Origin of the sequence: Algoriphagus limi (assembly GCF_024919275.1) — a bacterium.
Taxonomy (GTDB): domain Bacteria; phylum Bacteroidota; class Bacteroidia; order Cytophagales; family Cyclobacteriaceae; genus Algoriphagus; species Algoriphagus limi.
In genome coordinates, this window is the sequence record NZ_JANWGH010000001.1 from 1,436,903 (window position 1) to 1,459,966 (window position 23,064).

Here is a 23,064-nt window from a genome sequence, read left to right on the forward strand (position 1 = left end):
TGAATTAGCATGAACTCATTTACCAAACTTGTTTGGGCCGCCTTTATCACCCTTTTGATTATTTCCTGTGAAGAAAAGAAACCAGATCTACGCCTAGAGCAGCCGGAGGCATTTAAAAAAGTACTTGATGCTCATGGAAATTGGAGTAAATGGGTAAATTCTGAGGCATTCTCCTTCACCATGTTCCATGAAACAAACCTTACCCAAGAGAATTATTTCATCAATTTGGATTCAAGGGAAGTGAGAATTGACGGACAATTTTTTCAAATCGGATATGATGGAGAAAAGACTTGGATCAGTCCAAACCGACAAGCTTTTGGCGGACCATCTGTCAAATTTTATCAGGATTTCTACTTCTACTTTTTTGCCATGCCATATATTTTAACTGATATGAAGGCAGAGGTTGTTAAGGTCGAAAACCAAAAATTGAATGGAAAAGACTATGAGGCATTTGATGCAACTTTTGAGTCAGGATATCATTCAGGACCTTCCAATCAATATACCCTGCTTGTAGACCCTGAGACTAGAAAACTAGAATGGGTACTTTACAAAGTCACATTCTTCAATAACCCAAATCCCCCGCTCCAGGCTATGAAATATGAAGATTACCGAGATGCAGGAGGTTTGATTTTCCCTAGGGTAATTACTGGCTATTCCATTGCGGGAGATTCTACTGAGAGATTCCGAAGCCAAGTGAGTTTTGCAGATGTGGTTTTGACAGAGGATATATTCGATCAAGACCTTTTTGAAATGCCTGAAAAACTTGCTGTAGTCGCAAATTAATTAGGGCTCGATCATTTTCAGATCCACAAAAGTATGTAAGCTGGATTTGGCTGCCCCAAAAAAGAACCCCTTTACTGGCATGGTTTCATACGGTTCAGGATGCACAGCCAAAGGAATATAATGATGATCAGTCAATAGCCCCAAACTTGGATCCAAGCCAATCCAACCTGCGCCAGGCAAATAAACTTCCATCCACGCGTGCAATTCATGTCCATCATCCAGTTTGGGATTAAAGGCATATCCACTTACAAACCTGCAGGCAAGCCCCATAGATCGGAGCATATCCATTTGCATCCATGCCAAATCCCTACAGGATCCTTTTTTCTCCGAAAAGGTAAAGGATGGCTCCCAGATATTTTGCTCATGACGAATCAAATGAGGCCAGTTCTGATAGATTTCTTGGGTTAGGTTTACTAAAAAATCCACTAAGCCATTTGAGTTTTGCCTGATTGGAAAAAGGAAGGATTGGTAATCTACCGCCTCCTTTCTGATTAAAAATGGTCGTGAGAACTCTTCTGATTTTTGATATTGAAACATCGGCAAATCAGCCTCTCCAGCGGATTGTTCAAAATCATAATCAATGATAAATCCGAAAGGATTGAAAGGATAGAGCTCGAAACCCCAATCGGTTTGAATTTGAAAAATATCGGTCTCTCCCGAAAACCAAACTTGCTGATACCAATTCCCTGCTAAATCCTGTCGGTCATGGCTTCCGTCCGGCTGGGGTTCAACTTTAATTTCTTGACTTTTGATCCGGAAGTGTGAGCGATATTGGGGTAACAAATAAAGCTGATGCACACCCAAACCCACTTTTTCGGTGTATGTATAGTGAGTTTGATGATGAACTTGAATCAGCATAGTTCTAAAACTTATATCGCTTCATTGAGGATATCAGCAGGCACTTCGGTGATAAGTTTTTTGAGTTTGGTATTCCAAAATGCTGAAATATGCTCTAATTCTTTCTGATCAAACCTTGTCTCTTTGGTAAAATATTCCCCATCCTTCAATACCACCGTATCGATCGGAAAATCTACATCATTGGCTGAAATACGCGTAGCATCAAATGCCAGAAAAGCACACTTCAACGCATACTCCAAAGAATCCTCATAATGAAAAGATCGCTTCAGAATCGGATTTCCAAAACCTGAATTCCCAATGATTACGAAAGGCGTCCCCTTCCGAATTTCTATCCAGTTTCCTTGCGGATACAGCAAATACAACTTTGGTTCGGTATCATGCTCCAGTTGTCCTCCGATAATTGAATACAGATTAAAATTCAATCCCGCTCCCTCCAAAAACTCCTTATCTTCTTTCGCTACTATTTTAACCTGATTCCCGAATTCATTGACAGCATGATAGAGTTTCGTAAAGGATTCATCCTGCTGCTCAATCACTTCTGAGAAATAAGTGATCGCCTTATCTCTTACAGACCGAAGTCCGCTTGTCATGATGAAGAAAGAGTGTTTTTCCCGATTAACTGTGAAAACCTTTTTGGAAGATGTGGTCTCATTTCCAGAGGTGATTCTGGTATCTGAGAGACCAACCAAGCCATGCTTGGTCTTGATGCCGAGGCAGAATGTCATTATTGATCCTGATTTTGCGAAATAAAATTATCCCGAAGCCGAAAGTACGTACTGTCGATCAGATCTGATAGTTTATTCATCTTTATTTGCAGATTATCCAAATACTCATGCAAACCATAGTCGATGATTTCTTTTACCTCAGCGAATTCTAAATGAGAACGCAACTCACCGGCTGCTTTTTCGGCAGGATTAATAAAGCCTCCATCTCGATTTCCAGAAATATGATGAAGGCAGGATTCTGCCTCTTTGAGACAATAGTAAATGGATCTAGGGAAATATTTATTTAGGACCAAAAACTCCACTACATTGGATGGGTCAATATTCCCATACACCCTTCGATAGGTATTGAATCCCGTAACAGATTTCAACAAAGCCATCCAATGCAAAAAGTCTAAGGGAGTACCAACATCTTGCCCTGATGGCAATAAAATGTGGTACTTGACATCTAAAATCCGGGAAGTTTTATCTGCCCTTTCCAGAAATTGCCCCAATTGGCGGAAGTACCAACCCTCCACACGAGCCACACTACTATCAGCAATTCCATAAATTAGAAGAATCTGATTTTTAACTTTTTCAAAAAATGGTCGAGGATCCACTTTTTTCCAGATTTTCTTATCAGCTCCTTCCTGCATCATCATGTAGAGCTGATTGGTCTTTTCCCAAGTCTCCTTGCTGAGATTTTCCCGAATAATCCGGGCATTTTCCCTGGCTCGGGAAATAGCTGAAAGCATAGAGTTGGGGTTTTCTAAATCAAAGGCTAAAAAGTACAAGACCTCATTCTTTTCAAACTTTTGATTTTTGGAAATAAATAAATCCCAATCTCCAGTGGCAGCAACCAATGGCTGCCATTGCTCTTTGAGATCAACGGGAAGATCCTGCATCAAATTAAAATTGACATCTATAAATCGAGCGTAGTTTTCGGCTCGCTCCAGATATCTTCCCAACCAATAAATATGATTTGCTACTCGGCTTAACATGTCTTCGATAATTAATTATACAATACCCATGTATCCTTACTTCCTCCACCTTGGGAGCTATTGACTACCAAGGAGCCCTTCCGAAGTGCTACTCGGGTCAAAGCGCCTGGAATAACCTCAATTTCTTTCCCATACAAAATATAAGGGCGCAAATCCACATGGCGTCCCTCCAGTCCTCCTTCTTCACAAAGGGTGGGAACTGTGGAAAGTGAAAGAGTAGGTTGGGCTATGTAATTGTTCGGGTTGGACTTGATCAATTCTTTGAATTTTGCATGCTCTTCTTTGGTAGCTTTCGGCCCGATAAGCATACCATATCCTCCCGCTGCATTGGTTTCTTTCACAACCAACTCTTCAATATGATCTAAGACATATTGCCTGTCTTTTTCCTCTCTGCATAAGTAGGTAGGCACATTATTCAGAATAGGATCCTCATCTAAGTAATATTTGATGATTTTTGGAACATAAGCATAAACAGCCTTGTCATCTGCCACTCCCGTTCCCGGAGCATTAGCGAGGGCAATATTTCCAGCTTTATAGGCATTGAAAATCCCCGGAACGCCTAGCATGGAATCAGGCCGGAAGGTCAAGGGATCCATAAAAACGTCATCAATTCTTCTGTAAAGCACATCAATTTGCTGAAGGCCATGAGTCGTTTGCATGAAGACCTTATTATCCTCCACAATAAGATCGACCCCATTAACCAACTCTACTCCCATTTGCAAGGCTAAATAGGAATGCTCATAATAGGCAGAATTATAAATCCCTGGCGTCAACACCCCCACCACCGGCTTGGATTTATTGCTCAAAAATTGGAGTATTTTCAGAAGTTTAGCTGGATAATCCGATACCGGCATGACTCCTCCTTTATTGAAAAGATTAGGAAAAGCTCGCTTTATGATTTCTCTACTCTCCAGCATGTAAGAGACACCAGATGGACAGCGGAGATTATCTTCGAGGATGTAGTATTCCCCGTCCTTATTTTTGATCAAATCCGTACCGGTAATGTGGCACCATATTCCCTTTGGAGGAGTCAAACCAATACATGGCTTCAAGAAATCCTTAGAACCTAAAATTAAGTCGCTGGGAACGACTCCGTCTTTCAAGATTTTTTGATCATTGTAAATATCCTGAAGAAATAGATTTAAGGCATAGGTACGCTGCTTAAGTCCAGATTCTAACTTCTTCCATTCCTCATTGGGGATGATTCTGGGAACGATGTCCAAATGAAGAATTTTTTCCAAACCCTGATTGTCATGATAGACATTGAAAGTCATCCCCATTGCTCGTTGTGTTTGATTGGCAGAAAACTGAAGATGATTCATCTTCTTGTAGGGAGTTTTTTTCAGGTTTTGAAAAAACTCTTGGTAGTGAGGTCTAACATCCCCTTCGGATGTAAACATTTCATCGTAATGCTCTTTGGATTGATATCCTTCTATTTTCATAAAGTTTAAAAATTAAGAGTCGCACAATAAGTTAGAACAAATACAGAATATTCCAAAACGATAAAATAATTAACAAATCAGTAATCAATCCAATCATTTAGCACCAGAAAATTAACGGACCTATATTTTTTATAGGAATTTGAAAAAGAACTGAATTCCTATTTTTCTCTTATTTTCGGATATGGTAAAGCAACTCCTCAACATTCCCAATGCAGCTTGGGCTCAAAAAGTAACCATTTGGCGACAAGTAAAAGATGTGCTATTTATCGGGATCGGAGTGGTAATGGCGAGTATTGGTTTGAAAGGATTTCTACTACCCAATGGATTTTTTGACGGGGGTGCGATGGGAGTTTCCCTTTTACTGGAAATTCTTACTCCTGTTGACCTTTCCTTTCTGATCATCTTGGTCAATTTGCCCTTTATCTATTTAGGATACAAGCAGCTTTCCTTCCGATTTGCAGTGAAAAGTACTCTGGCGATTTTTGCTTTGGCTCTGCTCGTTCATTATATCGAACTACCCGTCATCACAGCTGACAAATTATTGATCGCTGTTTTCGGGGGCTTTTTTCTGGGAAGTGGAATTGGTTTTGCAATTCGGGGAGGTGCAGTCATCGATGGAACCGAAGTATTAGCTATTCAGATTTCTCGTCGATCCAGTTTGACAGTCGGTGACTTTATCACTGTATTCAATGTCTGTCTCTTCATTATTGCTGCTTTTTTGGTAGGATTAGAGACGGCCATGTATTCCATGTTGACTTACTTTTCAGCATCCAGAACAGTCGATTTCTTAATTAATGGAGTTGAAGAATACATTGGAGTAATGATCATTTCTGATTTTGCAGATGACATAAAAAGTAAGGTCACCTATGATTTGGGCCGTGGTGTGACAGCTTTTAAAGCTGATGGGGGATTCGGAGAAAAAGCTAAAAACCCTGATAGAAACGTCTTATTCACTGTAGTGACGCGCCTAGAAGTAACCCGAGTCTTAACAGAAATCGAAAAAATTGACCCGAAAGCTTTTGTGATTCAATATCCGATCAAGGATACTAAGGGGGGAATGATTAAAAAGAGACCTTTGCATTGATCTCTGGTATCACGAAATCAGAATTTTGATTTTTTAAGAAAAGAAAGAAGGCTGTCTCGGATATGAAATCTGCCACATTAAGCAGGTGGCAAAAACATCTGAGACAGCCTAATCTTGATTTTTGATACCAGATACTTGGTACTTAAGAAATCGTCGATCCACTCGCAGTTCCTTCGTGAGGAACAAGAAGTTTTAGCTTTCCGTCTTTATCTTCTGCCATCAGAATCATTCCTTCTGATTCGATTCCCATCATTTTTCTTGGAGCCAAGTTGATCAGCATAGTCACTTGTTTACCTACCAAAAACTCAGGTTCAAAATGCTCGGCCACACCACTCAAAACTGTTCGATGACCTAATCCAGTATCCACTTTCAGCTTGATCAATTTCTTGGATTTCGGCATTTTCTCTGCTTCCAACACAGTCACCACCCGCATATCCAATTTTGCAAAGTCATCATAGGTGATAATATCCTTCATTGGAGCAACAGGGGCATTTGCAGCTTCATTCATTTTTTTAGCGTCTAGTAATTTTTGAACTTGTTTTTCTACGGTTTCGTCTTCAATCTTTTCGAATAGCAATTCAGCTTTTCCAATTACCTGGCCTGCTGAAAGCAATTCAGAATTTCCAGCCAATTCCCATTTTGCATCGCTCATTCCAAACAAATCATACAATTTGGTAGCTGTAAATGGCAAGAAAGGCTCGGAAACAATCGCTAAGTTTGCAGCGATATTCAAAGCAATATTCAGGATGGTTTCAGTTCGCTTTTCATCCGTTTTGATGGTTTTCCAGGGCTCTGTATCAGCCAAGTATTTATTACCCAAACGGGCTAAATCCATCATTAAGCCAAGAGCTTCACGGAATCGGAATCGCTCAATGGAAGAAGCAATTTTCTCAGGAAACTCAGCCAAAGCCGCCAAAACTTCCTCATCATAAGCCGTCAAAGCCCCTCTCAAAGGAATAACCCCTTGGTAATATTTGTGAGTTAACACGACTGCGCGATTCACAAAATTCCCATAGATAGCTACCAGCTCTGAATTATTTCGAGACTGAAAATCCTTCCAGGTGAAATCATTATCCTTGGTTTCTGGAGCATTTGCAGTCAATACATAACGAAGCACATCCTGCTTACCCGGAAACTCTTCCAAATATTCATGCAACCAAACAGCCCAATTTCTGGAAGTAGAAATCTTATCTCCTTCGAGATTTAGGAATTCATTGGCTGGTACATTATCCGGTAAAATATAATCTCCATGCGTCTTCAAAATAGCAGGGAAAATAATGCAGTGGAATACGATATTATCCTTCCCAATAAAGTGTACTAGCTGGGTTTCCTCATCCTTCCAATATGGCTCCCAGTCTTTTCCATTTTCAGCTGCCCATTCCTTAGTAGAAGAAATGTATCCGATCGGTGCATCAAACCATACATATAAAACTTTCCCTTCAGCATCCGGTAAGGGAACTTTAATTCCCCAGTCCATATCTCTCGTCATGGAACGGGCCTGAAGACCTTCTCCGGCTTCCAGCCAAGAACGGCATTGGCCAAGCACATTGTTTTTCCAATCATTAGCATGCTCTTCCAAAATCCACTTTTTCAGAAAACCAGAATAGCGCGCCAAATCCAAAAACCAATGCTTAGTTTCCTTCAAAACAGGCTTGCTTCCACTCAGCTTAGAGCGAGGATTGATAAGTTCGGTAGGACTGAGTGAGGACCCACATTTTTCACATTGATCCCCATAGGCATTCTCAAACCCACATTTTGGGCAAGTACCTTCAATATATCGGTCAGCCAAAAACTGTCCTGCTTCTTCGTCGTAATATTGCTCTGTACTTTGCTCTAAAAACTCTCCTTTTTCATAAAGATCCTTGAAAAATCCCTGAGCAGTTTCGTGATGAACTGGTGCCGAAGTACGGGAATAGTGATCAAAAGAAATTCCGAATTCTTCAAAACTCTTTTTCATCAACCCGTGGAAATGGTCAACCACTTCTTGGGGTGTTTTTCCTTCCTTCCGAGCCTTGATGGTAATAGCTACTCCATGCTCATCCGATCCACAAACATAAAGCACATCTTTGCCTTGAGATCGCAAAAAACGAGCATAGATGTCAGATGGCACATAACAGCCCGCTAAATGTCCAATATGCAAAGGGCCATTAGCATAAGGCAAAGCAGAGGTAATCGTGTAGCGTTTGAATGATTTATTCATTGAAAAAGGAGGGTATTTCGTTCAAATCAGGTCGCAAAGATAGGGAAATCATCCTATCAAATCAGGTATTCTCGAATTCAGCTCTTGCCTCTTCCGTCATTATTCCATTATAAATAATCGTGATCGCCTGATCAAAGATATCAGCAGCTGGAATTCGCATGTCTTTTTGAATGGATTCTGGAAACCCTTGTCTAAAACTCGGGTCAAGTAAAGAACGAACCGCACTCGCATACATCATTACGACCAAACCCACATTGAGATTGGCTTTTACCAATCCTTGCTCTCTTCCCTCCTGTATCAATCGCTGAAATCTCAAAAAAGCAGATTCATTAATGTAATCCATTAAGTCTTCCCAAACCTCCGGTGCATGATCCCGAAGATCTTCGAAAAGTTCGGGATTAATCGGAGCCAAATAATTGGCCACGACAGAGAGGCTTGATTTTAATTTCAATGGAAATGGGATGTAGCGATTGTCCAAAATCGCCTCTACTTTGGCAGTCATTCGAAGTTTCAATTTTTCAAAAGCTGCTGATAATAAGTCTGACTTGGAAGAAAAAAATTTGTATAGCGTTTTCTTGCTCATCCCCAAAGCCTGTGCGATATCGTCTACGGTGGAATGGCGATAGCCTTTTTCTAAAAAAAGCTTGTAAGCAGCATCAATAATTTTTGCTTCTTGGTTAATTTTTTGAGTCATAGGGGATTTTGAACCTTAGGAGATAACAAAGGTAAATCCTCCAAGAAACTTTTCCACCCTACAATTTTACAAGCTTCCAACTTCAGTTTAATTTAGCTATCATTTTGAAAATCATGACTCATCAGGAAGCTAAGAAAAGGATCGCCGAACTAACCAAGGAAATCAATTACCACAATAACCTTTATTATCAGGAGAGTCGAATTGAAATCTCAGATTATCAATTCGATCAATTGTTGGAGGAACTAATCCGCTTAGAAACTGAATTTCCAGATCTTTTGGATCCTGACAGCCCAAGTCAGCGGGTAGGCGGAACAATTACGAAAGAATTCAAAACTGTCGTTCATGAATATAAAATGCTTTCCCTTGGCAACACCTATACCATCGAAGAGCTTCAGGCTTTTGATGAGCGGGTCGAAAAAGGATTAGGGACTACAGATTATGAATATTTCTGCGAACTCAAATTCGACGGAGTTGCCATCAGCCTGGTATATGAGGATGGAAAATTAGTTCGAGCAGTAACTAGAGGAGATGGAACCAAAGGAGATGATGTCACAGCTAATGTCAGGACAATTCAAAACATCCCCTTGACCGTAACCGGGAAACACATTCCAAAGAAATTCGAAGTAAGGGGGGAGATTTTTCTTCCAATCCGAGAATTCGAAAAAATAAATGCAGAACGGGAAAAGAAAGGTGAAGCTTTACTAGCCAATCCGCGAAATGCTGCTTCCGGAACACTCAAAATGCAGGACAGCAGCATCGTTGCCAAACGCCGACTTAACTGTTGCCTCTATCAACTTCTAGGTGAAGATTTAGGAATAAAAACACATTCAGAAGCCATTCACTTGATCGAAAGTTGGGGCTTTAATGTCTCCCAAACTTATCAGAAAGCAAAAAACCTAAATCAAGTACTAGAATACATTGAAAAATGGCGGGAAGATCGCCATAACCTTCCCATGGAAACTGATGGAGTGGTACTCAAAATCAATGATTACGATCAGCGGGAAGAACTGGGATTTACAGCCAAAAATCCCCGATGGGCAATTGCTTATAAATACAAAGCCGAAAGCGCCGCAACCGAATTATTATCCATTACCTATCAAGTAGGAAGAACAGGCGCCATTACTCCAGTAGCTAACCTTTCACCTGTAAGCTTAGCCGGAACCACCGTAAAGCGAGCATCCCTTCACAATGCCAACGAGATTCAAAGACTCGGAATCTATGAAGGTGACACCCTTTTTGTGGAGAAGGGCGGCGAAATCATACCAAAAATCACAGGGGTAGATGTAAGCATGCGAAAAGCTCATGCTGAACCTATCCATTACATTGAATCCTGTCCAGAATGCGGCACCAAACTAGTTCGAAAAGAGGGAGAGGCAAAGCATTTTTGCCCAAATGCCGAAACCTGTCCTCCACAGATTCTGGGACGAATTGAGCACTTTGTTTCAAAGAGAGCCATGGATATTGACTCTTTGGGCACAGAGCGAATCCGGGCTTTGATCGATCAGGGTTTTATTAAAAATTACGCTGACATCTATGACCTTGAGTCCAAAGAAAAAGAGCTGCTTGGACTGGAGATGAGTCATGATCAATACGAAAAAGAGGAAAGCGGTTTGCTTTACATTACGGTAGAAAAAGCCCTTTTCGCTTTAACGGAGCAGATTTCTTTCAAACAAATTCAGGATTTCTTACAGGAGGCTGCCGAGCTTCCGCTTTTTGAAACTTTAAAAGCCTTTCAGGAAAAAATCAGGAAATGGAAAAAGAAAGTGCCATCCAATGTTGGGATGATAGAGATGTTGATCAACACGCTCAAAGACCAGCATGAGCTTCCCAAGATGGAAGATTATGTACCTGTCGCGGTGGTATTGGAAATATTTCTTGGAAGGCGTGTTGAGTTTTCAGATATATTAAAAGCTAGCAAGAAGGAAGGCACTATCCACGGAATCATACTGCGGCTTGATTTGGATTTGCCAAATGAATTGCGGGAGCGAATCAAAAAACTAAAAGCAAACACCTTCCAAGAAGGAGTAATTTCCAATATGTTGGATGGAATCAAGGCATCTAAAGAACAGCCGTTTGAAAAGGTACTATTTGCCCTCGGAATTCGAAATATCGGCGAAAATACAGCCCAACTCCTGGCCCGTCATTTTGGAAGTATTGAAAAGCTGCAAGATGCAAGCACTGAACAATTATTGGAAATCAATGGTGTCGGGGAAACCTTGGTTCAAAGTATTCAGGACTTCTTTGAAAATTCAGAAAACCAAACTCTGATTCAAAGGCTTAAAAACCATGGACTGCACTTTGAGATTCAAGAAGACTTAAACGCCGTAAAAAGCGAGGTTTTGGCAGGAAAGCGGATTTTGGCTTCGGGAAAACTTCAAAACTTTAAGCGAGATGAAATCGTCGATTTTGTCCAAGCTCATGGAGGTCAATATATTTCTTCCGTATCCAAAAACCTAGACTTTATCATCGAAGGGGAAGGAATGGGGCCAAGCAAAAAAGAGAAAGCTGAAAAGCTTGGAATTCCAATGATTTCAGAAGAGGAGTTTTTGGATATGGTGGGTTCGACTCCGCAAAACCCCAACTGAAATTATTTAAGGAATATTGGTTTTGACTTTCTAGTATAATAGACTGGAAGTCAAAACCAACTTCTAAAAAATCACATATCCTTACCCTATTTTTGACGATCGGTCCATTCAAAATGTAGAAGACCTTATCTTTGCACCTCGAATCTGAATGCGAACCATGAAAAATTTCTACGGTACCGGTGTTGCTTTAATTACTCCTTTTTTGGAGGATGAAAATGTTGACTTTCAAGCCTTTGCAAAATTGATTGAGCATTGCATTGAAGGTGGGGTTGATTATTTGGTTGTTCTAGGAACTACCGGAGAGGTAGCTACCCTTTCCAAAGAAGAGAAAAAGCAAGTTCTTCAAGAAGCGATTTCAATCAACAAAGGAAGAGTTCCGCTTGTCTATGGACTAGGAGGAAACAATACGCAGGCGATTTTGGATGAAATCAGCCTAACCGATTTTGAAGGAATAGATGCCATTCTTTCTGTCAGCCCTTACTACAATAAACCTTCACAGTCGGGAATCATTGCCCATTATCAGGTTATCGCTGATGCATGCCCAGTTCCGGTGATTCTTTACAATGTTCCTGGGAGAACTTCTTCTAATCTTTCTGTGAAGACTACGCTGACTCTTGCTAATCACCCCAATATTATTGGAATCAAAGAAGCTTCTGGTGATTTGACACAATGCATGGAAATTGCGGCTCGTAAACCGAATGATTTCTTGTTGATTTCGGGTGACGACATGCTAACAGTCCCTATGGAAAGTATAGGAGGAGTTGGGGTGATTTCAGTTTTAGCCAATGCTTACCCTGAAATTTTCAAAAAACTAACCAAAGGAACTCCGCAAGAAAAGAAAACCGCAACCCTCTCCCTCTTGGAAATCAATCCTCTAATGTATGCTGAAGGAAATCCAGTAGGTCTTAAATTCCTTTTAAAGGAGATTGGCATTTGTGGGGATCAAGTCCGATTGCCTTTGGTAAAAGCTAGTGCAGAACTTCAACAAATGATCAAAAAAGCTCACCAAGCTATTTAAAAACGCATGCAAAATGCACTCTCTATTTCTGAACTAGGATACCTCATTAAATCAACTTTGGAAAATGAGCTAAACCCAACTTATTGGGTAATTGGAGAGATTGCAGATTTTCGAGTAGCTGCTCAAGGTCATGCTTATTTTGAGTTGGTTGAAAAGCAAGGAACACAGGTTTTAGCCAAAATGCGCAGCAATTGCTGGCAATTCACTTACCGAACTATTGCTTCTCGATTTGAAAGTTTGACTGGTACTGGGATCAAAAACGGAATGAAAGTTTTGGCTCAAGTCCAAGTCACTTTTCATCCTGTTTATGGCTTTAGTCTCAATGTAAAAGACATTGATGCGTCTTTTTCTTTGGGAGAAAGAGCAAGAATCCGTCAGGAAACAATCGACAGATTAACCAAAGAAGGCCTTCTTCGGCTTAATACTAATCGTCCCCTTCCCAAAGTAGTACAGCGGATTGGGATTATCTCAAGCGCCACAGCAGCGGGATATGGAGATTTTGTCAACCAATTGGAAAAAAATCAATACGGATATAAAATTTATCATCGTCTCTTCCTTTCATTGATGCAGGGGAATGAAGCTGTTGGAAGTTTGATAGCAGCTATTGAAAAAGCAGAGAATCTTCAAGAAAAGTTAGGTTTGGAAGCTCTAGTGATTATTCGAGGAGGAGGCGCACAACTTGATCTGGATTGCTTTGATGATTATCGCTTAGCTGTTAAAATCGCGAATTGTAAGCTTCCGGTTTTGACTGGAATTGGTCACGAGCGTGATGAGACCATAGCGGATTTGGTAGCACATACTAAGCTAAAAACTCCAACTGCCGTTGCAGAATTCATCTTATCTAGTTTTCGGATTTTTGAGGACAATATTTTATCGCTGGCTAATAGAATTGATCGAATTACGCAGCAATACCTGAAGCTGGCACAAAATCAAATTGAAGGGATAAGTCATCGAGTTCAAGCGATTATGCTCGGCCAACTTCGCCTCGAAAAAGAAAAAGTTGAGAATCAAAAAAGCAGATTAACAAGAGCTTCCTTGGGTCAGGTTTCTCATCAAAAAGACCTTTTGGCCAATCTTCAAAAAGGAATCTCTGCATTCTCATCTCAGCTAATCCGATCCGAAAATCAACGCCTTTCCAGCATGGATAAGATGCTTCAGCAATTGGACCCGAAGGCAATATTATTAAGGGGCTATACTCGAACAGAAATTGCAGGAAAACCTATACATCTTTCAAGCCCGAAAGTTGGAGATCAAATGACTACTATTACTTCCAAGCAGCGAATCGAAAGTACTATCAACCAAATCGAAAAAGAGAAATAAGATGAAATACAACGAAGCCATAGAAAGATTGGAACTCATTCTCAGTCAATTGGAAGAGGGAAAGAAAAGTGTTGACGAACTATCCGACTTGGTAAAGGAAGCCGCAGACCTAGTCAAATCCTGCAAGGAAAAACTCAAAAACACCGAGGAGGAAATTCAAAAAGCATTTGATGAGGAGCAAGGATAAAATCTTTTCCTTTTCACAATAATCCAAAAGGATTGAAGTTTAAACCTTTGTAAATCAAGCATTGGCATATTTGTTGCCATTTTTCAAATCATTCAAATCCTCTATATCAGGTTGATTTCCATGAGTTCCATTATCAAGTTTTCGGCTCTTATTTTGTTTCTGACTTTACCTCTAATGGCAAATGCTCAGAATTTTTATCGTGAGCGAATCTCTCGGGACAACATCCTTTCTATTGGGATTGGACCTTCCTTCGCCTATTTGGACAATGGAGGCCAATACCGAGATTTTAATTTTGAAATCAAGCCTGCTATTTCTGCCTCAATAACCAAAAAAATGACTCCTGCATTAGACCTTAGAGCCACCTTGGGCGTGCAGTTTATTAGCAGTGGTGGAGATCCTAGTACCCAAATCCGTGATATGTGGCACGCTAATTTTGCTTCTTTTACTGCAAAAGGTCCAGCTTTTTATTTTGATGTTATTCCCAGCATCAATCTAATTCCATTTTCCAATCACATGCACCGTTCACGATTCAATATTTATGGAGGTGTTGGATTAGGAATTATGCATGTCATGACCGAACAGACCAAATCGTATAGTCCGGAGGAGACCCCTACCAAACATCAGGTGACCACCGGGTATGTCCCAGTTCGGGCCGGATTAAGCTATAGTATAGGACCTTATTCTGATATAGCAGGTGAAGGCACTATGCTTTGGACTTTTTCAGATAATCTTGATGGAAATGTAGGGTTCAACCGATTTGGTGACCACCTATTTCAAGCCCAAATCGTTTTCCGACGGTATTTCAAACCTAAAAATCTGGAATAGAAAAATCCTTTAGCTAGCAGCTTCTTTCTTTGGAAGTACTTGAAGAAATTTCCTAGGGACATTAATAAGCATGTTTTGGTAAATCCCTGGAATTCGGATAACAAAGTAATCTTTGTTTCCCTTTTCAATGCACTCCCCTACCATATTTTGAAGCGGGCCACCCATCACTTGGACTTGCTCTCCCGGTTCGATTTCTCCTCCATCTGTCTCCACAGCAACGCCCGTTTCCACTACTCTTCGGATTTTATCCAAATCCTCCTCACGGACTGTCGCATGATTCCCAGAAAAATGAACAAACTTTACGGAACCTGGAACTTGAAGACATTCCCAAAGTTGATTTCTATGGGTTTTTACAAAAACATAGCCATTGAAAAGAGGACGTTCCACCTTCTTCTTTCGGTCTGACCATTGTCGCAATTCCGTGACAAGAGGTAGATAAACCTCCCAGCCTCTTTCTCTTAATCTTGTTGCAACTTTTTTCTCAGACCGCGATGTGGTGTACATCACATACCATTTCAATTCACTCATCTCTTCTGCATTCATTTGGGTTTACAAAAATACAAAATCCTTCAGTCCTCGTCGAAGGAATGGGAATAGATTTGAATCAAATCGTATCAATTAGATTCTCGCCTGATAGGTATATAATTGGAAATAACGTCCTTGCAAAGCAATCAATTCTTCATGCTTTCCTCTTTCGACTATTCTACCTTGCTCAATCACCAAAATCTGATCAGCCTGACGAATCGTGCTCAATCTATGCGCAATGACAAAAGTCGTTCTTCCCTTCATCAATTCTTTCAAACTAGCCTGAATCAAGGTCTCTGACTCTGTATCCAAATTAGAAGTTGCTTCATCCAAGATCAGAATCTTTGGATCCGCTAAAATCGCTCTCGCAATTGCAATTCGTTGACGCTGTCCTCCTGAGAGTTTCACCCCTCGCTCCCCAATCAAGGTATCAAGGCCTTCTTCAAATCTATCTGTAAACTCCCCCACATGAGCAGCTTTTACTGCTGCAAATAGCTGCTCTTCTGTAGCATCTGGCCTAGGGAAAAGAATATTTTCTCGAATTGTCCCTTCGAAAAGAAAATCATCTTGCAATACCACTCCCAATCGGGAACGATAAGATTCCAAGGTGATTTCATTTAGATCATGTCCATCTAGGCTAATCTTTCCGGAATCCGGCGTCAAAAAACTTGCAGCCAAACCGGCAATGGTTGTTTTTCCTGAACCGGAAGTCCCTACCAAAGCGGTCACCGAACCGGCTGGCGCATCAAAACTCACTTCATGAACCACCTCTTTTCCTTCTTCATAGGCAAATGAAACCCGATCGAATCTAATATCACCTCGGAATTCATGAAGATTAAGTGTTCGTTTTTTATCATCTGACTCAAGTGGAGCATTCATGATTTCCTCAGTCCGGTCAAGGCCAGCAAATGCCTCGGTCAATTGAGAACCGATATTAGACATCTGAACGATTGGAGCAATCATGAATCCTAAATAAAGGGTAAAGGCCAAAAAGTCTCCAAAGGTCATTTTCCCCTCCATAATCATCCAACCTCCAATACCCATGATTCCCGCCGAAGCCAATCCTAAGAGTAAAGTGCCTGCAGATGTTACAAAAGAGGTTGCCGTCAAGCTAGCTTTGACATTTTGAAAGAGTTGATCCACTCCTTTTTCAAAGGTTTTTATTTCCTGTGCCTCTGCATTAAACCCTTTGATTACTCGAATCCCACCCAAAGTCTCCGTCAATCTGCCTGTCACTTGGGCATTGATTTTTCCTCTTTCACGGAAAATAGGTCTGATTTTTCCGAAAGCCTTCAAAGAGACCAAGCCGAAAACAGCCACAGGAACTAGCACATACAAGGTCATCAAAGGGGAAATACTAATTAATAAAATAAGAGAAACCACCGCTGTCAAAACTCCCCCAATCATCTGTGCGAAGCCAGTTCCTACCAAGTTTCGTACCCCCTCCACGTCACTCATAATTCGGGAAACCAGTTCACCCGTTTTAGTATTGTCAAAAAAGCGGATAGGAAGGCGAATGATGTGGCTTTGAACCTGTGAGCGAAGTTTTGCAATCAGATTCTGTGCTTCTACAGATAAAATCTGCGTCAAAGCATAGGAAGTAACAGATTGGATGACAATCGCAGCTACTACAGCCAAAATAAGCCACTTCAATAAATTCAAATCGCTGGAGGGAATAACATCATCAATCAAATATTTACTAGCTCCAGGCAAAACCAAACCTGAAAGTCTACTGATAATAATCAAACCTAAGCCTAATAAAAGTTGCTTACGTCTTGGCCAGACAATCGTCGCAAAGACTTTTTGAATGCTGACCCTTTTTTCTTGCTGTTTTTTCATAAGAGTGGAAAAGTAACCCCTTGATATAAATTCTGGTTCAATTTCAAATTACTTCATTCAATTGGAATAGAGATTACCTATTTGCCAAAAGGAATTTTAAGACGGTAAAAACCAACAAAAAAAGCTGCCCCTATCAGAGACAGCTTTAAGTTTAGAGTTCGTCAATTTTTATTTTGTACGTGGTAAAACGTTAGAAATCAAAGATACTTTCTCAATTGGTTCGGAAGCATTGGAGTAAATTCTCACCACTGAGTTTTGCTTACCCATTTTTCCCGCTGAATTGAAGGAAACTTCGATTTTTGCAGTACTTCCTGGAGCAACTGGCTCCTTAGGCCAGCTTGGAACGGTACATCCGCAGGTAGCTGCCACATTAGAGATTACCAGAGGAGCATCTCCAGTATTAGTGAATTCGAAGGTATGAGATACCTTAGCTCCTTGAACAATATCCCCGAAATCAATGGATTTTTCTTTGAAAGTAAGGACGGGGCCTGATTGTGCTTGAGCCTGGAAAGCCACTAATACAATCAACGCGCTTAACAATAATCCTAGTTTTTTCATGATATGGTAGGTTTAACTTTTCAAATATTCAATTTTAGATAGCTTATTCAAAATTCAGACCAAGGTTCCGAATTCAGGGAATAACTCTTAAGCAAAGAATACGGATTGAAAGTTCAAAAGATACAATTCTTCCTTTGCTCTCGTTACTGCAGTATAAAGCCAACGGATATAATCCCGGTCTATTTGCTCATCGGGAAGATAACCTTGATCCACAAAAACCGCATCCCATTGCCCACCTTGGGCTTTATGACAGGTAAGTGCATAGGCAAACTTAATTTGAAGAGCGTTGAGATAAGGGTCCTTCCTGATCAATTCCATCCGCTCATTTTTATTGGCAACATCCTCATAATCCCTAGAAACTTGATCATACAAGCTTCGATATTGTTCACCCGTAAGTGACGGAGAAGGAGAATACAAAGTATCTAATAATACTTTCGCCTCAAATTGAGGTTCGTCTGGATAATCCAACAAACGAAGCTCCAGTGTAGCAAATCGGAATCCGTACAGCTCTTCAAAAGTCCGGATTTTCATAATCTCTACCATATCTCCATTGGCCAAAAAACTAACCCGATCCGAATCAGCCATATAGGTATAATTGTTTTTAACAATCATCAGAAGGTCACCTGTATCGATTTCATTTTCATAAAAATGAATCATGCGACGGATATACTGATTGTACTGCACCGCATTCTTATTAGATCGAGTAACGATTACTGTATTTTCTGTTCCATATTTATCATAGGCATATCGGAGGCCGTCTTCTAGTCGCTCCCCTGTCATTCGATAAATATCCGGAAAGCCTGAAGTTCGCATTTGAATAGAGGGATTTTCAACCTGAAGTAGCTGTCGAAGTTGGGTCGCATTGAATAAAATCCCGGATTCTGTACGTTGCCGCATTACTTCCGTCAGCTCAAGCTGATCTGCTGAAAGCCTAAATTGTCGCAACAGGTACCCTGATTCCAAAGCGGGACTGTAAGTACTCCCAACAGGTGGGAGCTGAGCAGTATCACCCACCAATAACAAGCGATTTCCTGTACCGCTAAAAACAAAACGTATCAAATCTCCCAGCAAATTACCCGACATACCTCCATCATCGGAAAGCATGGAAGATTCATCGACTATAAATAAGGTGTCTTTGAAATAATTCTTTTGAAGAACAAACCCCAGCCCCAAACCAGTGGATTCTTCTTTGGGTTTGTAAATAATCTTATGAATAGTGAAAGCCGATCGATTACTGTAATTACTCATCACTTTGGCTGCTCTTCCAGTTGGAGCAAGCAATAACGAGCGCATATTGAAGTGAGGCAGCACTTTTACCAAAGCCGAAATGAGACTCGTTTTTCCTGTACCGGCATATCCTCTAAGCACGAATGTAGGTTTCTCCTCAGCAGGTAAAAGCAGGAAGCTATCCATTTTTTGAAAAAAATGTGCCTGACCCCTCGTAGGCTCATAGGGGAAATATTTTGAAAAAAACCGGGAAGGCTTTAAATCTGCCTGAGTATCTTTACCCATAGAGACGAAGGTACATGACAAGAGACAAAATTGGGAAGCAAATCGAATCAAAATTCGGAAACCGACTCCGGACACGGGTAAATGGCATTTTAATCCAAGATGAAAAATTGCTAATGGTCCGTCACTTAATGGGGGACAAGCAAGAATTTTGGTCCGTCCCAGGAGGAGGAATGCGGTTTGGTTCGGACGCTAGTTCCAATTTGAAGAGGGAATTCATGGAAGAAACTGGACTGGAAATTTCAGTTGGGGACTTTTTGTTTGTTCATGAATTCCTCGAACCTCCACTTCATGCTATTGAATTATTCTTCAAAGTAAACCTTCAAGGAGGGGAATTGACCTTAGGTCATGACCCGGAATTAGAGGGATTACAGCAAATTATCACCGATATTCAATGGCTAAGCTTACCGCAAATCCAAAAAATTCCTAAAAAATCCCTCCATCAGGTATTTTGGGCAATTAATTCCTTTGAAGATATAGGATTGTGGAAAGGATATTTTAATTTTGAAAATAAATACCTAAAATAGCACGGTTTAAAAACACCATCAACCTTACCTAGATTTTAAAATTCTAACTAAAATGAATCTAACCAAAGTACTTTCCTTCGTCTTCTTGCTAGCAGCATTAGGTCTCGGATACCTCCTATGGAAAGGAGTTGACGACGTAGTTGAAGAAGAAAAAAGAATCGCTCTTGTAGAAGCAGCTATCATTGAAAAACTTCAAATGCTTCGAGATGCCCAACTAGCTTATGAAGCATCCAACGGAAAATATGCCTCTACTTGGGATAGCTTGAAAACATTTATCCAAGAAGGTGAAATCTGGTTGATCCAGCGAACTGAAACCACCAAATTATTGGATTATGGTAAGGAAGAGACAACCGTTACTTTCGACACCTTAGGTTCTGTCCCTGTGATTGACTCCCTATTCAACGAAAGAAAATATCCTGACTTCAACTTGGAAGCTTTGGCAGTAGTGCCAGGTTCAGGAGGTAAAGTGTTCGAATTCTTTGCAGATAAAATCGAGCGAAACAGCTACGAGGTAAACGTATTTGAGATTCGTGACCCAGCTCCGATTAACCCTGAAAGAAGATTGAACAACAACGAAAAAGCATTGCGAGTAGGATCCAGAACTGACGCTTCTACAGAAGGTAACTGGAAATAATCCCAGCAATTTTGGAAACCACTTTGAAAGTTTTTAAGAGTGATAAGTTTGATGTGGAAGACACTGCGAGCTTATCACTTTTTTTATACCCTGAATTTTTAGCAGTTTTTGCCAAAGATCAGAATCAGGCAAATACCGGAATTCATTTTTACCCTGACTTCGAATGGGATAAACTAGATAAGCTGATTATCTCGGATCCCCTTTTGAAAAATGACGTGCCAGTTCGGGTATATGTGCACCAGTCTGGATTCAGTTTAGTGCCGGGGGTTTTATTTGCCCCGGAGAATGAGGGAAAATACTTGGAATTTGTACATGATTTACCTCCTCAGGCACATTTCTTTCATACTCCGCTTGACAGCAATAATCTCCAATTAGTTTCATTTGTAGACGAAAAACTCAAGAAATCTCTTCAGGCTCGATTTACCGAAATCAATTTTCACCATGGAGCATGCTCCTTCCTTTCCTATCTTTTCAAGGAACGATTCAATTTGATAGGACAGGAAATTTTAGTGAACGTCTTTGGTAGAAAAATGTATTTAGCCGCCTTTACAGATCAGGAGCTTAGTGCGTTTAACATGTTTGATATTCCTACCGATGAGGATTTTTTAAAGTACATTCTCATCATGATTAAACAACTGAAATACTCTTCCAAACATGTGAGAGTGACGATTTATGGACTTCCACAAAAGTCCTCTATCACAGAAGATTGGGCAAAAGAGTATTTTCATCATGTGCGGATTTTAACTCCACATGCCAATCAAAATTATTCACATGGATTCAAACGAATCAAAGATCTTGGTTTGTTTGAGGTTTCATGGCAATATCTATAAGCATGAAAAAAGTAGCCATTTTCCCGGGAACCTTCGACCCTTTTACGATGGGGCATCATGACATTGTCGAGCGAAGTCTGAATTTATTCGATGAGGTCATCATCGGAATTGGCTATAATTCCACCAAAAAGAATAGATATTTTGACATTGATATGATGGTGGGAAAAATAGAATCCGTGTACAATGATAATCCTAACGTCAAAGTCATAGTTTATAATGAACTTACTTCCACCCTCGCCAAAAAACATGGGGCTGGCTTTTTGATTCGTGGATTGAGAAATACTACTGATTTTGAATACGAAAATACCATATCGCAGATGAACAGGTATTTGAATGAAGAACTAGAAACGGTATTTCTAATCACTTCTCCTCAATATGCCGCGATCAGCTCGACCGTTATCCGCGAAGTTCATCGGTATGGGGGTGATGTCAGCGAGTTTCTTCCTTACTCGATTTAACCTTTTTGTTTTTTTTTCTTTCAGCAGGATTGAAATAAGATTTTAACACCTGCTTAAATAGCCACCGCATGGAAGGATAGGAATTAATCAAAGCTGTCTTAGCTTCAGGAATTCTAAACCATCTAATATCGACTATACCTTCTTCCTCCTGTGGAGCCATTTTTCGATCATTCGTGCAATCCATCGCATACCAATAGGTCTTTTTCAGAATGCTTTTTCGATCCTGCATATAAGTATGCCAGGTATTACAAATATGCTTTCCTAGCCTTACTTCAATAGCACACTCCTCCTCTACTTCCCGAACTGCACAAGCAGCTGCTGTCTCACCTTTATCGAATTTCCCTTTTGGAAAATCCCATTTTCCTAAGCGGTGAATCAATAAAACCTGATCATCTTTCATCACAACTCCACCAGCTGCTTTGATGATAAAAAAGCGGCTTTTGATAAAATCCCGAAGCTCCTTTTTAGTATTCGTCACCAAAGTAATTGAATCCAATTCCCGCAATTTCCTGGTTCTTAGTTGATACAATATCCGAATCACTAAATCAAAGGAAGGTTCATGAAAAAGCAAATCATCTACCCATTCAGAAGCAGGAGGTAGATCATTTGGGTCTTTGAAAACTCTATCAAACTCTTTGGTCTTGGGCAATTCATCATAACTGATCAGATCCAAAGGCTTATCGTTGATAAAAATTCGCATGGAGAGCTATTTTCTATTATATGAGTTTGGTCAGGATTGTTCCAAAAATGCATAAAATTTTCCCCCACTCCAATAAGAAGATGAAGCCTATCCCTTATTTTTGAGATATGGAAATTATATCCTCAGAAATCGCCGCTGAAGTAGCCGATCAACTACTCCAAATCGAAGCAATAAGACTACAACCCAAGCAACCTTTCACTTGGGCTTCGGGATGGAAATCCCCTATTTATTGCGACAATAGACTTTCCTTATCGTTTCCAAAGGTCCGAAATCTAATCCGCGATTCTTTGACCCGAGCGATCCAACACTGCTTTCCGGAAGTAGAGGCGATCGCTGGTGTTGCAACAGCAGGAATCCCACAGGGAGCCCTTTTGGCTAACGAGTTGGAACTTCCATTTCTTTACGTTCGCTCCAAACCAAAAGGGCATGGAATGGAAAATATGATCGAGGGAAAAATCGTCAAAGGTCAGAAAGTAGTTGTTGTTGAGGACTTGGTTTCTACTGGAGGAAGTTCTCTAAAAGCCGTTGAAGATCTTCGAAAAGCAGGATTTGAGGTTTTGGGAATGGTTGCCATTTTTAGCTATGGATTCCCTATTGCTGATGAAAATTTCGAAAAAGCTGGTGTCCGTTTGGCTGTACTTTCACACTATGAGGCATTACTTCCTCGGGCTGTTCAGAAAAAATATATCGATGACGAAGCGTTAAAATCACTGGAGGTTTGGAGAGAAAATCCTTCTCAATGGAATCCTTAAAAAAGTAAAGCCGAGATCCTCGGCTTTTTTTATT

The 23,064-nt window shown here is 40.5% G+C and carries 23 protein-coding genes; 12 read left to right on the forward strand and 11 right to left on the reverse strand.

The genetic code is table 11. The features are described from left to right. The first annotated feature begins 9 nt into the window (after positions 1-9). Positions 10-783, forward strand: coding sequence for a hypothetical protein (locus NY014_RS06260; protein ID WP_259413705.1), 774 nt, complete (start codon positions 10-12; stop codon positions 781-783). On the opposite strand, the gene NY014_RS06265 is transcribed toward NY014_RS06260, so the two are convergent. Genes NY014_RS06265 through NY014_RS06280 form a run of 4 tightly spaced genes read right to left on the reverse strand, consistent with a single transcriptional unit; the run spans position 784 to position 4,785 of the window. Then, entirely contained in the window at positions 784-1,641 is an 858-nt protein-coding gene (locus tag NY014_RS06265; RefSeq protein WP_259413706.1) for a transglutaminase family protein, read from the reverse strand. 11 nt (positions 1,642-1,652) lie between these two features. Continuing rightward, on the reverse strand, positions 1,653-2,366 hold the full coding sequence (locus NY014_RS06270; RefSeq protein WP_259413707.1) for a proteasome-type protease: 714 nt from the start codon (positions 2,364-2,366) through the stop codon (positions 1,653-1,655). Next, positions 2,366-3,343, reverse strand: a complete 978-nt coding sequence (locus NY014_RS06275) for an alpha-E domain-containing protein (RefSeq protein WP_259413708.1) — start codon at positions 3,341-3,343, stop codon at positions 2,366-2,368. The genes NY014_RS06270 and NY014_RS06275 overlap by 1 nt, the downstream gene beginning before the upstream one ends. Before the next feature lie 11 nt (positions 3,344-3,354). After that, the gene (locus tag NY014_RS06280) at positions 3,355-4,785 is read right to left on the reverse strand and encodes a circularly permuted type 2 ATP-grasp protein (RefSeq protein ID WP_259413709.1); all 1,431 of its coding nucleotides are present in this window, start codon (positions 4,783-4,785) and stop codon (positions 3,355-3,357) included. A gap of 181 nt (positions 4,786-4,966) precedes the next feature. On the opposite strand from NY014_RS06280, the gene NY014_RS06285 reads away from it, so the two are divergent. Next, complete coding sequence (locus NY014_RS06285; RefSeq protein ID WP_259413710.1) at positions 4,967-5,869, forward strand: YitT family protein; 903 nt, start codon at positions 4,967-4,969, stop codon at positions 5,867-5,869. A gap of 142 nt (positions 5,870-6,011) precedes the next feature. On the opposite strand, the gene metG is transcribed toward NY014_RS06285, so the two are convergent. Together metG and NY014_RS06295 are read right to left on the reverse strand one after the other, a co-directional pair. Beyond that, the gene (gene metG / locus NY014_RS06290; protein WP_259413711.1) at positions 6,012-8,069 is read right to left on the reverse strand and encodes a methionine--tRNA ligase; all 2,058 of its coding nucleotides are present in this window, start codon (positions 8,067-8,069) and stop codon (positions 6,012-6,014) included. A gap of 61 nt (positions 8,070-8,130) precedes the next feature. Then, positions 8,131-8,763: a TetR/AcrR family transcriptional regulator gene (locus NY014_RS06295; protein ID WP_259413712.1), complete on the reverse strand. Its 633-nt coding sequence runs from the start codon at positions 8,761-8,763 to the stop codon at positions 8,131-8,133. A 113-nt stretch (positions 8,764-8,876) separates the two neighbouring features. Here NY014_RS06295 and ligA point away from each other — a divergent pair, with 113 nt between their 5' ends. The 5 genes from ligA (at position 8,877) to NY014_RS06320 (ending at position 14,698) form a co-directional block, all read left to right on the forward strand. Next, on the forward strand, positions 8,877-11,348 hold the full coding sequence (ligA, locus tag NY014_RS06300) for an NAD-dependent DNA ligase LigA (protein WP_259413713.1): 2,472 nt from the start codon (positions 8,877-8,879) through the stop codon (positions 11,346-11,348). Between the two features lie 157 nt (positions 11,349-11,505). After that, the gene (gene dapA / locus NY014_RS06305; protein WP_259413714.1) at positions 11,506-12,366 is read left to right on the forward strand and encodes a 4-hydroxy-tetrahydrodipicolinate synthase; all 861 of its coding nucleotides are present in this window, start codon (positions 11,506-11,508) and stop codon (positions 12,364-12,366) included. Between the two features lie 6 nt (positions 12,367-12,372). Then, positions 12,373-13,686, forward strand: a complete 1,314-nt coding sequence (gene xseA / locus NY014_RS06310) for an exodeoxyribonuclease VII large subunit (RefSeq protein WP_259413715.1) — start codon at positions 12,373-12,375, stop codon at positions 13,684-13,686. Position 13,687: 1 nt separating this feature from the next. After that, positions 13,688-13,873 (forward strand): exodeoxyribonuclease VII small subunit, encoded by a 186-nt coding sequence (xseB, locus tag NY014_RS06315; protein WP_259413716.1) that lies wholly within the window; start codon positions 13,688-13,690, stop codon positions 13,871-13,873. 120 nt (positions 13,874-13,993) lie between these two features. Next, positions 13,994-14,698 (forward strand): hypothetical protein, encoded by a 705-nt coding sequence (locus NY014_RS06320; RefSeq protein WP_259413717.1) that lies wholly within the window; start codon positions 13,994-13,996, stop codon positions 14,696-14,698. A 9-nt stretch (positions 14,699-14,707) separates the two neighbouring features. Here the strand turns inward: NY014_RS06320 and NY014_RS06325 are convergent, their stop codons facing one another. The 4 genes from NY014_RS06325 to NY014_RS06340 form a co-directional block, all read right to left on the reverse strand. Continuing rightward, positions 14,708-15,241, reverse strand: coding sequence for a UpxY family transcription antiterminator (locus NY014_RS06325; RefSeq protein WP_435520609.1), 534 nt, complete (start codon positions 15,239-15,241; stop codon positions 14,708-14,710). A 75-nt stretch (positions 15,242-15,316) separates the two neighbouring features. After that, positions 15,317-17,062, reverse strand: coding sequence for an ABC transporter ATP-binding protein (locus NY014_RS06330; RefSeq protein WP_259413718.1), 1,746 nt, complete (start codon positions 17,060-17,062; stop codon positions 15,317-15,319). Between the two features lie 168 nt (positions 17,063-17,230). Next, positions 17,231-17,620 carry a DUF1573 domain-containing protein gene (locus NY014_RS06335; protein ID WP_259413719.1) on the reverse strand — a complete coding sequence of 130 codons (390 nt, stop codon included), beginning with the start codon at positions 17,618-17,620 and terminating at the stop codon, positions 17,231-17,233. 87 nt (positions 17,621-17,707) lie between these two features. Further along, entirely contained in the window at positions 17,708-19,132 is a 1,425-nt protein-coding gene (locus NY014_RS06340) for an ATP-dependent DNA helicase (protein WP_259413720.1), read from the reverse strand. 14 nt (positions 19,133-19,146) lie between these two features. On the opposite strand from NY014_RS06340, the gene NY014_RS06345 reads away from it, so the two are divergent. The 4 genes from NY014_RS06345 to coaD are packed head-to-tail and all read left to right on the forward strand — an operon-like array spanning position 19,147 to position 21,578. Next, the gene (locus NY014_RS06345; protein ID WP_259413721.1) at positions 19,147-19,656 is read left to right on the forward strand and encodes an NUDIX domain-containing protein; all 510 of its coding nucleotides are present in this window, start codon (positions 19,147-19,149) and stop codon (positions 19,654-19,656) included. A gap of 52 nt (positions 19,657-19,708) precedes the next feature. After that, on the forward strand, positions 19,709-20,290 hold the full coding sequence (locus tag NY014_RS06350) for a hypothetical protein (RefSeq protein ID WP_259413722.1): 582 nt from the start codon (positions 19,709-19,711) through the stop codon (positions 20,288-20,290). Between the two features lie 23 nt (positions 20,291-20,313). Then, positions 20,314-21,120: a DUF3822 family protein gene (locus NY014_RS06355; RefSeq protein ID WP_259413723.1), complete on the forward strand. Its 807-nt coding sequence runs from the start codon at positions 20,314-20,316 to the stop codon at positions 21,118-21,120. Positions 21,121-21,122: 2 nt separating this feature from the next. Further along, the gene (gene coaD, locus NY014_RS06360; RefSeq protein WP_259413724.1) at positions 21,123-21,578 is read left to right on the forward strand and encodes a pantetheine-phosphate adenylyltransferase; all 456 of its coding nucleotides are present in this window, start codon (positions 21,123-21,125) and stop codon (positions 21,576-21,578) included. Here coaD and NY014_RS06365 read toward each other — a convergent pair. After that, positions 21,550-22,278, reverse strand: a complete 729-nt coding sequence (locus NY014_RS06365; protein ID WP_259413725.1) for an NUDIX hydrolase — start codon at positions 22,276-22,278, stop codon at positions 21,550-21,552. The two genes, coaD and NY014_RS06365, sit on opposite strands and share 29 nt — an antisense overlap. A 107-nt stretch (positions 22,279-22,385) precedes the next feature. Here NY014_RS06365 and pyrE point away from each other — a divergent pair, with 107 nt between their 5' ends. Then, positions 22,386-23,030, forward strand: a complete 645-nt coding sequence (pyrE, locus tag NY014_RS06370) for an orotate phosphoribosyltransferase (protein WP_290426999.1) — start codon at positions 22,386-22,388, stop codon at positions 23,028-23,030. Positions 23,031-23,064: the final 34 nt, after the last annotated feature.